This is a genomic window from Actinomyces timonensis DSM 23838, assembly GCF_000295095.1.
In the GTDB taxonomy this organism is placed as follows: domain Bacteria; phylum Actinomycetota; class Actinomycetes; order Actinomycetales; family Actinomycetaceae; genus Actinomyces; species Actinomyces timonensis.
This window is the reverse complement of the sequence record NZ_JH806632.1, coordinates 1136240-1148238: the sequence shown is the minus strand read 5'-3', so window position 1 is coordinate 1148238 and position 11999 is coordinate 1136240. Positions and strand designations below refer to the sequence as shown.

The window sequence follows — 11999 nt, the reverse complement described above, 5'->3', positions numbered from 1 at the left end:
CGGCGCTTCCCGCTCAGCCCTTCTCGAGCTCGAAACGGGGGATGTCGTGTGGGTGGTGGTAGCGCCATTGACCTCGGTCAGGCACATGATCGACGCCGCCCCTGCTCCAGGGATTGCATCTGAGGATCCGCCAGGTCGCCAGCACGAGGCCCTTGAGGGCGCCATGTGTGCCAAGCGCCTCGACGGCGTAGGACGAACAACTCGGGTAGTAGCGGCACCGAGCGGGGATCGCCGGGGAGATCCACCGCTGGTAGGCCTGGACGCAGGCCGTCATGGCCCGGGCGAGGACGGAAAAGCGGGAGGAGGATGAGCCGGTCATCGCCGTCGGTCCCTGTCCGCCAGCTCGCGGCTGCGGGCCAGCGCGCGATCGAGATCGACGCCGAGCTCCGCGCTCGTGGCGCCGTCGGCCGCTGCGAGCCCCCGGATGACGATCCGCGAGCCGGGCTCGATGCCCCCGATCCTCGCCCTCATGAGGGCCCGGATGCGGCGCTTGATGCGATTGCGGTGCGTGGCCCTGGCCACCTGCTTCTTCGGCACCACAACGCCGACGAGTCCGGGAGCTGTGTCCCCGGCCTCGCCGGCGCGATAGTGAACGACGAGCCTGCGGCTCCCACTGCGCGCACCGGACTTCACCGCGATCGAGAAATCATCCGATCGCAGCATCCGATGCGCGGCCGGGATCACCTCAGGCGGCGAGACGCGCGCGGCCCTTGCGGCGGCGCGAGGCGAGAACGGCGCGGCCAGCGCGGGTGCTCATGCGCTTGCGGAAGCCGTGCACCTTGGCGCGACGGCGGTTGTTCGGCTGAAAGGTCCGCTTGCTCACGGGGATACTCCTGGTCGGAAACGTGGAACAGCGCGACGCGGGGCCGCGGCGCTGTCGCTCGCGGTGGCGGCCCCAGGGTGAGGGGCGTGACTCCACGCGAACGTCCGCACCACAATACGTTTCGGCGCTCTGACGGGTCAAACCCCCGGTGCTGCTCGGAGGTGAGAAACGGGCCACGTCGGCGGAAGGGGCCCCCGCGGGTTACCCTCGTTGCCTAGATCCGTTCATCATCACTCAGGAGAACCACGTGCTCGAGGACGCGGTCACCAAGTGGCGCTCGGCTCTCGAGGTCCTCGCGGCCTCGGGAGAGCTCGGCCAGGGCAAGGTGTCCATCATCCGCATGACCCGGGTCATCGACGTCGATGGCACCCTGGTCCTCGTCGCGGGCTCCTCATTCGCCAAGGACATCATCGACAAGTCCCGCGGCCCCATCGGCCGCGCCCTCATGGCCGCCTGGGGCACGGAGGTCCCCTTCGAGGTCATGATCGATACCTCTGGCGACCTCGTTCCCCCGCCCCCGCCGTCGGCCCCAAGCGCTGAGCAGAGCCTGCCCGGGGGCCCCTTCCTGTCCTCCGTCCCCCCGGCGCCGCCGATCACGCCACCGGTGGTCCACCCCACCACCATGGCCGACGCCGGATCGGCCCCCTCGAGCCTGACCCCGTCCTCGGTGCCCTCGGGCGCGCCGATGCCCCAGCCGACGCCGTCGGCCCTCGTCGCGGGGCGCACGGACTTCGCGATCGGTATGCCCGTCCACGCCCCCTCGGCGGGCAGCACCGGATCGAATCCCTTCGCCGCGACGGCTCCCGCGGGCTCCGACGGCTCGACGCTCAACCCGCGCTATACCTTCGACACCTACGTCACAGGCTCCTCCAACCGCTTCGCGCACGCGGCGTCGATCGCCGTCGCCGAGGCCCCGGCGCGCGCCTACAACCCCTTGTTCATCTACGGGGGCTCGGGGCTCGGCAAGACCCACCTGCTCCACGCCATCGGCCACTACGCGCGCACGCTCGACCCCACGATGCGCATCAAGTACGTCAACTCCGAGGAGTTCACGGCCGATTTCATCGCCGCGGTGCGGGACAACCGCGACAACGGCAGCCTCGACTCCTTCAAGCGGCGCTACCGCGACGTCGACATCCTCCTCGTCGACGACATCCAGTTCCTTGCGGACAAGGAGCAGACGCTCGAGGAGTTCTTCCACACCTTCAACGCCCTCCACTCGGCGGGCAAGCAGGTGGTCCTCACCGCAGACCAGCCGCCCAAGGCCATGAACAACCTCGACGAGCGCCTGCGCTCCCGCTTCGAGTGGGGACTGCTCGCCGACGTCCAGCCGCCGGACCTCGAGACGCGCATGGCGATCCTGTCGCTCAAGGCCCGCGCCGAGGGCCTCGACCTTCCGATGGACGTCCTGGAGTACATCGCCTCCCGGGTCACCACGAACATCCGCGAGCTCGAGGGCGCGCTCATCCGGGTGACCGCCTTCGCCTCCCTCAACCAGCAGACGATCGACCAGACCCTGGCCGAGATGGTCCTGCGGGACATCATCTCCGATCCCGCCGGCGAGGAGATCACCACCTCCCTCATCATGACGCAGACGGCGGACTACTTCGGCATCACCGTCGACGACCTGTGCAGCGCCAACCGCTCGCGCCTCATCGTCCACGCGCGCCACATCGCCATGTACCTGTGCCGCGAGCTCACGGACCTCTCGCTGCCCAAGATCGGCCGGGAGTTCGGCGGGCGCGACCACACCACGGTCATGAGCGCGGACAAGAAGATCCGCCAGCAGATGGCCGAGCGCCGCTCCACCTTCAACCAGGTCACCGAGATGACCAGCCGCATCAAGCAAGCGGCCCTGGAGCAGGACTGACCCTCCCTCGCGAGACCGGGCGAACAGCACCGCGAGACCGGGCGATTATCCACAGGCTCAGCCACTCCCACAGCAATCAGCACCTCTGTGGTTCCTTCAGAACCGGTCTCGCCGTGCTGTTCGCCCGGTCTCGGTTATAGGGGTGGATGATGAGTTTGCCTTGCTTTGACGGGGATGCGCGCAGCCGTGGGGCATGTATGACTCGTGTGATCGATGAGGTTCTTGAGTCTGGATCCACGTCTGTGGACAGAGCTGTGGACAACATCGCCGATGCCGTGGACCACCACCCCCTGCGCTGTGGCGCTCATGGTCTCTCCCTGTGAGTCGGCCCCGGCCGCTCCTACGCCCCTCCACCCCTGCCGTGCCCCGGGGCACCGAACCACTCTTTTGTTATTCCACATCCCCTCCCGCGCGCGGCCAGCGCGGAAGCCCGTTACCCACAGGATCCACACCTCCTACTACACCTACCAACTCACTACACCGGCCCGAATCACACGACCGACCAACGAGGCACCGCGCGCCCCCTGGGATCACCTACCTCACCGAGCTCCCCGGACCAGGCCGCGCCCCGATCCCCGCCACAGCAGGCGCCTCGTGCGCCGGCCGCAAACCGTCTACACTCGCCGATGTTGTCCGTCCGCACTCTCGTCAGGGGGCCACAGTGAAGCTCAGGGTCGACCGCGATGTCCTCGCGGAGGCTGTCACCTGGACAGCCCGTTCCGTTCCCGCCCGTCCCCCCGTGCCCGTCCTGGCCGGAGTGCGCCTGGAGGCCTCCGGTTCGACGCTCGTCCTGGCCTCCTTCGACTACGAGGTCTCCGCCCACTGCGAGGTGCCGGCCGACATCGAGACCGAGGGCGTCGTCCTCGTCTCCGGACGACTGCTCGCCGACATCGCCAAGGCCCTGCCCGCCAAGCCCGTCGACCTCGAGCTCGAGGGCACCAAGGTCATGGTCACCTGCGGATCCTCGCGCTTCTCGCTGGCCGCCATGGCCGCCGACGACTACCCCGCGCTGCCCTCCATGCCGTCGACCGCTGGAACGATCGACGCCCACGACCTCGCCCAGGCGGTGGGCCAGGTCTCCATCGCGGCCTCCCGTGACGAGACCCTGCCGCTGCTCACCTCCATCCAGGTCGATGTCCAGGGCAACGCCCTCACCCTCATGGCCACGGACCGCTACCGCCTCGCCGTGCGCGAGATGACCTGGACGCCGTCGGACTCCTCCCTGGAGACCACTGCCCTGCTCAAGGCCCGAACGTTGTCTGATGTGGCCAAGTCGCTCACCTCGTCCGGGGACGTCACCCTCGCCCTGGGCAATGGCGGAGCGATCTCCTCGGGCCTCATCGGATTCGAGGCCGGCGGGCGCCGCACCACGTCCCTTCTCACCGACGGCGACTACCCACCGGTACTGCGCCTCTTCCCCGAGCAGACTCTCATCCACGCCACCGTCGGGCGCGAGGAGCTCATGGCCGCGGTCCGCCGCGTCAGCCTCGTCGCCGAGCGCTCCACCCCCATCCACATGTCGTTCACCCAAGGAAGCCTCAGCCTCGAGGCCGGCCAGGGCGACGACGCCCAGGCCTCCGAGAGCATCGTGGCGCACCTGGAGGGCGAGGACATCGCCACCGCCTTCAACCCGGGGTACCTCCTCGACGGGCTGGGCGCCATCTCCGACCCCTACGTGCGACTCGACTTCACCCACGCCTCCAAGCCCGCGGTCCTGACCGGCATGAGCGCCATCGGCGGCGAGGAGGACTCCTCCTTCCGCTACCTCATCATGCCGATCCGCTTCGGCGCCTGACCCGGCGCGAGGCACTGACAGCGTTCTCGCAATTCTCACAACCGTCCTCGCGCGCCGCTCGTGTACGTCTCCGACCTGGCACTCGATGACTTCAGGTCCTATCGGCACCTCGTGGTGGGCCTGGAGCCCGGCATCAGCGCGTTCATCGGCCCCAACGGGCAGGGCAAGACCAACCTTGTCGAGGCGATCGCCTACCTGTCCACGCTGAGCAGCCATCGCGTCGGCGCGGATCGGGCCCTCGTTCGGCGCACGGGCGACGGCGAGCAGCCCGGGGGCGCCGTCGTGAGGGCGAAGGTCGTTCACGGCGATCGCCCCAGCGTCATCGAGATCGAGATCATCGCGGGCAAGGCCAACCGCGCCCGGCTCAACCGGGGCGCCTGCCGCCCGCGGGACCTCACCGGCATCCTGCGCACCGTCGTCTTCGCCCCGGAGGACCTTGCCCTCGTGCGCGATGAGCCCGGGGTGCGGCGCCGATTCCTCGACGACCTCGCCGTCATGCTCCGGCCAGCGCTCGCCGGGGTGCGCCTCGAGCACGACAAGATCCTCGCCCAGCGCGCGAGCCTCCTGCGCTCGGCCCGCGCCCACAGGGGCCGGGGCTCCTCCTCGGTGGAATCGATGATGTCCACCTTGGAGGTCTGGGACGCCCAGCTCGCCGCGGCCGCCTCCCGCCTCATCGCCGCGCGCGTGGAAGTCGTCCAGCGCCTGCGCCCCTGGGTCGAGTCCTGCTACGAGGCCGTCTCCGACAACCAGTCCGAGGCGCGACTGGCCTACCGCTCCAGCCTCCTCGCCCATGAGGGAGCCGATGACCCCGAGCCCGGTCCCGCCTGGGAGGAGACGCTGGCCGCGGAGAGCGCGCTCATCGACGCCGCCCAGCTCGCCGCCCGCCTGGAGACGGCCATGGGCGGGCTCCACGAGCGCGAGGTCGAGCGCGGCGCCAACCTCGTGGGCGCCCACCGCGACGACCTCTCCCTCTTCCTCGGCGGCCTGCCCGCCAAGGGCTTCGCCTCCCACGGCGAGCAGTGGTCGCTGGCGCTGGCACTGCGGCTGGCCTCCTACGAGATGCTGCGCCACGACGTCGACGCCTACGGCGGCGATGGAGAGCCCGTCCTCATCCTCGACGACGTCTTCGCCTCGCTCGATGACAAGCGCCGCAGGGCCCTGGCCGCGATGGTGGCCGGCGCCCAGCAGGTCCTGGTCACCGCCGCCGTCGACGCCGATGTGCCGGAAGGGCTGACGGGCGCGAGATTCCGCGTGTCCGGATCGGAGGTCACCCGTGACTGATGCGGACAAGGAGACCGGCGACAGCGCGAGCCTCGCCTCGCGCGCCCTGTCCCGCGTGCGGGCCTCGGCCTTCGAGCGCGGCCAGATGCGCGGGCCCATACGAGACAGTGGCGCCCCTGGTGCGGATGACCCCGCCCCCTGGGACGCTCCCCGGCGCCGGGTGGGGATCGACGGCGAGGGCGCTGCCAGCCCCGAGGGATCGGACTGGACGGACCGCGCGCCAGGGCTGGCCACCGATCGCGGCCGCCCGGGCCCCAGCCGCTTCGACCCGCGCACCGCGAAGAAGGATCTCGCGCGCATGGTCGACCGCAAGGGATGGGCGGGGATGCTCGCCGTCGCCGGCGTCGCCGCCCGCTGGGAGGAGATCGTCGGGAGGTCCGTGGCCGAGCACTCGCGCGTGGAGTCCTTCGAGCCCGGCAGGATCACCATCCGGGCCTCCTCCTCCAGCTGGGCCCAGCAGCTCAGGCTCATGATGCCCACGATCATGCGGCGCGTCAGCGAGGAGGCCGGGGGCGCCGCCGTCGACATCCATGTGCTGGGGCCCGCCGGGCCGACCTGGCGTCACGGCCGCTTCCCCGTGCGCGGCGGGCGCGGCCCCCGTGATACCTACGGCTGAGGCGCCGCCACCCGAGGCGCGCCCCTGGGGACGCCCGAGCCCCCGCCGCAAGGGTGACGCCCGGCACGCTCCGCCAGGCCGCCCGACGTCGGGTTCAGGAACGGTTTCGCGATAAGATCGCGTCGGACAAGCCCATGGCGCGTCGAGAGTATTGACACGTACCCCTCCCCACGGAGGGGGCCCGCTTCCCAGGAGAGCCCTGTGAGCGCGGAATGCCAACGACCGTCCCGGGCGACGCGGCGGGGCCACCGCCCCGCACCGCCCGGCCCGCCCGCACCGCGGGCGCGAGAACTGAGGAGCAGCAAGCACGTGCCCGACCAGGACGCCTCTGAGAACCTTGTGCCCGAATCCACCTCCGCTGACGTGGCATCACCCCAGGTAGAGACTCATCCGGCGACGCCGGCCTCGCCCGCCACCGCGGGATCCGCGGACTACGGCGCTTCCGACATCACAGTCCTGGAAGGACTGGAGGCCGTGCGCAAGCGCCCGGGCATGTACATCGGCTCCACCGGCGAGCGGGGCCTGCACCACCTCGTCTACGAGGTCGTCGACAACTCCGTCGACGAGGCCCTCGCCGGCTACTGCGACCACATTACCGTCACCATCCTCGCCGACGGCGGCGTGCGCGTCGTCGACAACGGCCGCGGCATCCCCGTGGACATCCACCCCACTGAGGGCAAGCCCACCGTCGAGGTCGTCATGACGATCCTCCACGCCGGCGGGAAGTTCGGCGGCGGCGGCTACGCCGTCTCCGGAGGCCTCCACGGCGTGGGGATCTCCGTCGTCAACGCCCTGTCCACCCGCGTGGACACCGAGATCCGCCGCCAGGGCTATGTGTGGCGCATGTCCTTCGCCGACGGCGGCCGGCCCGTCACCGAGCTCGTCCGGGGCGAGGAGACCGAGGCCACCGGCACCACGCAGACCTTCTACCCCGACCCCGAGATCTTCGAGACGGTCGACTTCGACTACGAGACCCTGCGGCGCCGCTTCCAGCAGATGGCCTTCCTCAACAAGGGACTGCGGATCACCCTGACCGACGAGCGCCCCAGCGCCGTCGAGGAGGGCGACGAGATCGCCGGGGACGAGGGCAAGCCGGGCGACGAGGCGCCGGTGCCGGTCAAGGGCCACCGCTCCGACACCTTCTGCTACGAGCACGGGCTGCGCGACTACGTCGCCTTCCTCAACAAGTCCAAGAAGGCCGAGCTCGTCCACCCCGAGATCATCGACTTCGAGGCCGAGACCGTCCTCGAGGGCGCCCGCGCCATCAGCCTCGAGATCGCCATGCAGTGGACCTCCGCCTACTCCGAGTCCGTCCACACCTACGCCAACACGATCAACACCACCGAGGGCGGCACCCATGAGGAGGGCTTCCGCACCGCGCTGACCACCCTCATCAACAAGTACGCCCGCGACAAGGGCCTGCTCAAGGACAAGGACGACAACCTCACCGGCGACGACATCCGCGAGGGCCTGACCGCCGTCATCTCGGTCAAGCTCTCCGAGCCGCAGTTCGAGGGGCAGACCAAGACCAAGCTCGGCAACACCGAGGCCCGCACCTTCGTCCAGCAGACCGTCTACGCCCAGCTCGGGGACTGGCTCGATTCCCACCCCGCGGACGCCAAGTCCGTCATCTCCAAGGCCTCGCAGGCCGCCGCCGCCCGTGTGGCCGCCCGCAAGGCCCGGGAGGCCACGCGCCGCAAGGGCGTCCTGGAGTCCGCCTCCATGCCCGGCAAGCTGCGCGACTGCTCCTCGCGCGACGCCTCCGTGTGCGAGATCTTCATCGTCGAGGGCGACTCGGCGGGCGGCTCGGCCGTCGGCGGGCGCGACCCCGAGCACCAGGCCATCATGCCGATCCGCGGCAAGATCCTGAACGTGGAGAAGGCCCGGCTCGACCGCGCCCTGTCCTCCGACACGATCCGCAGCCTCATCACCGCCTTCGGCACCGGCATCGGCGAGGACTTCGACCTGGCCAAGCTGCGCTACGGCAAGATCGTCATCATGGCCGACGCCGACGTCGACGGCCAGCACATCGCCACCCTCCTGCTCACGCTCCTGTTCCGCTACATGCGGCCCCTCATCGAGCACGGGCACACCTACATCGCGATGCCGCCCCTCTACCGCCTCAAGTGGTCCAACGCGGACCACGAGTTCGCCTACTCCGACGCCGAGCGCGACAAGCTCCTCGCCGCCGGCGCCGACGCGGGCCGCCGCCTGCCCAAGGAGGGCGGCATCCAGCGCTACAAGGGACTGGGCGAGATGAACGACCACGAGCTGTGGGAGACCACCATGGACCCCTCCTCCCGCATCCTCAAGCAGGTCACCCTCGATGAGGCCGCCAACGCCGATGAGACCTTCGCGATCCTCATGGGCGACGACGTCGAGCAGCGGCGCTCCTTCATCCAGCGTAACGCGACCGACGTCCGCTTCCTCGACATCTGATCGCCGCGGCCGGCGCCCCGCGCGCCGCCGTCGGCCCCCGCAGCACCGCCTGGCAAGGCACCGAAGGACATTGAAGGACACTGAAGGATCCACGTGAGCGACGAGACCACCACCCCCACCGACGTCCGGGAGCACGACCGCATCCAGCCCGTCGACCTCCAGATGGAGATGCAGCGCTCCTACCTGGACTACGCGATGAGCGTCATCGTCGGGCGCGCCCTGCCGGACGTGCGCGACGGCCTCAAACCCGTCCACCGCCGTGTCCTGTACGCCATGTACGACGGCGGCTACCGGCCCAACTCCTCCTTCTCCAAGTCCTCCCGCGTCGTCGGCGAGGTCATGGGTAACTACCACCCCCACGGCGACGCCGCCATCTACGACGCCCTCGCGCGGCTCGTGCAGTGGTGGTCCCTGCGCTACCCGCTCGTGGCCGGTCAGGGGAACTTCGGGACCCCCGGCAACCTCGGCCCCGCCGCCCCCCGGTACACCGAGTGCAAGATGGCCCCCCTGGCCATGGAGATGGTCCGGGACATCGACGAGGAGAGCGTCGACTTCCAGGACAACTACGACGGCAAGAACCAGGAGCCGGTCATCCTGCCGGCCCGCTTCCCCAACCTGCTCGTCAACGGCTCCGAGGGCATCGCGGTGGGCATGGCCACCCGCATCCCCCCGCACAACCTGCGCGAGGTCGCCCGCGGCGTCCAGTGGTTCCTCGATCACCCCGACGCCACCCGCGAGGAGCTGCTCGAGGCCCTCCTCGAGATCATCCCCGGCCCCGACTTCCCCACGGGCGCCACGATCCTGGGCCGTCGCGGCATCGAGGACGCCTACCGCACCGGGCGCGGCTCCATCACCCAGCGCGCCGTCGTCAACGTCGAGGAGATCCAGGGCCGCCAGTGCCTCGTCGTCACCGAGCTGCCCTACCAGGTCAACCCCGACAACCTGGCCGACAAGATCGCCCAGCTCGTGCGCGACGGGCAGGTCGGCGGCATCGCCGACATCCGCGACGAGACCTCCGGGCGCACCGGTCAGCGGCTCGTCATCGTCCTCAAGCGCGACGCCGTCGCCAAGGTGGTCCTCAACAACCTCTACAAGCGCACCCCGCTGCAGGACAACTTCCCCGCCAACATGCTCGCCCTGGTCGACGGGGTTCCCCGCACGCTCAGCATCGACGGCTTCGTGCGCCACTGGGTGGACCACCAGATCGACGTCATCGTGCGCCGCTCCCGCTACCGCCTGCGCAAGGCCGAGGAGCGCCTCCACATCTTGGAGGGTCTGCTCAAGGCGATCGACGCGCTCGACGCCGTCATCGCGCTCATCCGCCGCTCGCCGACCACCGAGGAGGCCCGCACCGGCCTCATGGGGCTGCTCGGCGTCGACGAGGCCCAGGCCGAGGCGATCCTGTCCCTCCAGCTGCGCCGCCTGGCCGCCCTGGAGCGCTTGAAGATCCAGCAGGAGGCCGAGGACCTGCAGGCCAGGGTCGCCGACCTGCGCGACATCATCGCCTCCCCGCAGCGCCAGCGCGACATCGTCTCCACCGAGCTCGCCGAGATCGTCGACAAGTTCGGCGACGAGCGCCGCACCCGGATCGTCCCCTTCGACGGTGAGATGAGCATGGAGGACCTCATCCCCGAGGAAGAGGTCGTCGTCACCATCACCCGCTCCGGCTACGCCAAGCGCACCCGCACCGACGCCTACCGCTCCCAGCACCGCGGCGGCAAGGGCGTGCGCGGCGCCACCCTGCGCGAGGACGACATCGTCCAGCACTTCGGGGTGACCACCACGCACCGCTGGCTGCTGTTCTTCACCAACCTCGGCCGCGTCTACCGCGCCAAGGCCTACGAGCTGCCCGAGGGCGGCCGTGACTCCAAGGGCCAGCACGTGGCCAACCTGCTCGCCTTCCAGCCCGGCGAGGAGATCGCCCAGGTCATGGAGCTCGGCGCCTACGACCAGGCCGACTACCTCGTGCTCGCCACCCGCCGCGGCCTGGTGAAGAAGACGCGCCTGTCCGAGTACGACTCCAACCGCTCGGGCGGCATCATCGCCATCAACCTGCGCGACGACGAGGACGGCAACCCCGACGAGCTCATCTCCGCCTCCCTCCTGTCCACGGGTCAGGACCTGCTGCTCGTCTCCCGCCACGGCCAGTCCCTGCGCTTCCACGCCGACGACGCCACCCTGCGTCCCACCGGGCGCGCCACGAGCGGCGTCACCGGCATGCGCTTCCGCGAGGGCGACTCCCTGCTCGCCATGGATGTCATCGACCCGTCGTGGGTCAGCGCCGACCTGTTCGTTGTCACCGAGGGCGGCTTCGCCAAGCGAACCAATGTGCGCGACTATCCCGTCAAGGGTCGCGGTGGCCTGGGGGTCAAGGTTGCCAACCTCGTCGAGGAGCGCGGCGACCTCGTGGGCGCGCTTGTCACCGCCCCCACCGACGAGGTGATGTGCATCATGGCCTCCGGGAAGGTGGTTCGCTCCGCCATCGCCGAGGTCTCCGTGACCGGCCGCGCCACACAGGGCGTGACCTTCGCGAAGCCGGACGACGGCGACCGCATTATCGCGGTGGCCCGCAACGCTGAGCGGGACCTCGACGCCGATGACTCTGCACAGGCCCCCGCCGACGCGGTAGCGTTGAGCGACGACGAGAGTGAGGACCAATGAGCCAGCCCGACGCCGCCCAGCCCCTGGACGCATCCATCGGAACGAACCCGCCCGCGGCCGGCGCCGCGAAGCCCGGCAAGGGTGGCAAGCAGCCCGCGCTTGGCAGCCCGCGCCGCGTGCGCCTCGTAGTCAACCGCATCGACCCGTGGTCCGTGCTCAAGGTGTCCCTGCTGCTCAACGTGGCGATTGGCATCATGATGGTGGTCGGCGCCGCCATCGTGTGGTTCATGCTCGACTCGATGCACGTGTTCTCCCAGATCCAGAACCTCGTGAGCTCCGTCGTCGACACCCAGTCCAATGCCTTCACCGGCGTCGTGGAGTACATGAAGTTCTCCCGGGCCATCTCGATGTCCACGATCATCGCGGTCGTCAACCTCATCCTGAGCACCGCGCTGTGCACACTGGCATCCCTCATCTACAACGTCATCGCCTCGCTCGTCGGCGGGATTCATCTCACACTGGCGGACGACTGACCGATTTGGTTGTCCCAGACCCGATGGGATAATCTCATCCG

Annotated in this window: 10 protein-coding genes; 7 read left to right on the top strand and 3 right to left on the bottom strand. The window is 69.8% G+C overall.

Annotated elements, in window-relative coordinates; genetic code table 11:
* Nucleotides 1–13: 13 nt before the first annotated feature.
* Genes yidD through rpmH form a run of 3 tightly spaced genes read right to left on the bottom strand, consistent with a single transcriptional unit; the run spans nucleotide 14 to nucleotide 823 of the window.
* Complete coding sequence (yidD, locus tag A1QA_RS0105135; RefSeq protein WP_017177848.1) at nucleotides 14–319, bottom strand: membrane protein insertion efficiency factor YidD; 306 nt, start codon at nucleotides 317–319, stop codon at nucleotides 14–16.
* On the bottom strand, nucleotides 316–684 hold the full coding sequence (gene rnpA, locus A1QA_RS0105130) for a ribonuclease P protein component (protein WP_279625142.1): 369 nt from the start codon (nucleotides 682–684) through the stop codon (nucleotides 316–318). Before rnpA ends, yidD begins: the two co-directional genes overlap by 4 nt.
* Nucleotide 685: 1 nt before the next feature.
* Complete coding sequence (rpmH, locus tag A1QA_RS0105125) at nucleotides 686–823, bottom strand: 50S ribosomal protein L34 (protein WP_017177846.1); 138 nt, start codon at nucleotides 821–823, stop codon at nucleotides 686–688.
* 247 nt (nucleotides 824–1070) lie between these two features.
* Between rpmH and dnaA the strand changes: the two genes are divergently transcribed.
* From dnaA to A1QA_RS0105090, 7 genes are all read left to right on the top strand, one after another.
* Nucleotides 1071–2693 (top strand): chromosomal replication initiator protein DnaA, encoded by a 1623-nt coding sequence (gene dnaA / locus A1QA_RS0105120; RefSeq protein ID WP_017177845.1) that lies wholly within the window; start codon nucleotides 1071–1073, stop codon nucleotides 2691–2693.
* Nucleotides 2694–3354: 661 nt separating this feature from the next.
* Nucleotides 3355–4488 carry a DNA polymerase III subunit beta gene (gene dnaN, locus A1QA_RS0105115; protein ID WP_017177844.1) on the top strand — a complete coding sequence of 378 codons (1134 nt, stop codon included), beginning with the start codon at nucleotides 3355–3357 and terminating at the stop codon, nucleotides 4486–4488.
* Nucleotides 4489–4548: 60 nt separating this feature from the next.
* Nucleotides 4549–5769 (top strand): DNA replication/repair protein RecF, encoded by a 1221-nt coding sequence (gene recF, locus A1QA_RS0105110; RefSeq protein WP_017177843.1) that lies wholly within the window; start codon nucleotides 4549–4551, stop codon nucleotides 5767–5769.
* Nucleotides 5762–6385 (top strand): DciA family protein, encoded by a 624-nt coding sequence (locus A1QA_RS13565; RefSeq protein ID WP_017177842.1) that lies wholly within the window; start codon nucleotides 5762–5764, stop codon nucleotides 6383–6385. Before recF ends, A1QA_RS13565 begins: the two co-directional genes overlap by 8 nt.
* Before the next feature lie 363 nt (nucleotides 6386–6748).
* Nucleotides 6749–8824 (top strand): DNA topoisomerase (ATP-hydrolyzing) subunit B, encoded by a 2076-nt coding sequence (gyrB, locus tag A1QA_RS0105100; RefSeq protein ID WP_082181159.1) that lies wholly within the window; start codon nucleotides 6749–6751, stop codon nucleotides 8822–8824.
* 93 nt (nucleotides 8825–8917) lie between these two features.
* Nucleotides 8918–11485 carry a DNA gyrase subunit A gene (gyrA, locus tag A1QA_RS0105095; RefSeq protein ID WP_017177840.1) on the top strand — a complete coding sequence of 856 codons (2568 nt, stop codon included), beginning with the start codon at nucleotides 8918–8920 and terminating at the stop codon, nucleotides 11483–11485.
* Nucleotides 11482–11958, top strand: a complete 477-nt coding sequence (locus A1QA_RS0105090) for a DUF3566 domain-containing protein (protein WP_017177839.1) — start codon at nucleotides 11482–11484, stop codon at nucleotides 11956–11958. Before gyrA ends, A1QA_RS0105090 begins: the two co-directional genes overlap by 4 nt.
* Nucleotides 11959–11999 lie beyond the last annotated feature (41 nt).

What these genes read in the sequence shown, in the direction of transcription:
- yidD (WP_017177848.1), bottom strand. Translation starts at nt 319, where the DNA reads ATGACCGGCTCATCCTCCTCCCGCTTTTCCGTCCTCGCCCGGGCCATG.
- A1QA_RS0105090 (WP_017177839.1), top strand. Translation starts at nt 11,482, where the DNA reads ATGAGCCAGCCCGACGCCGCCCAGCCCCTGGACGCATCCATCGGAACG.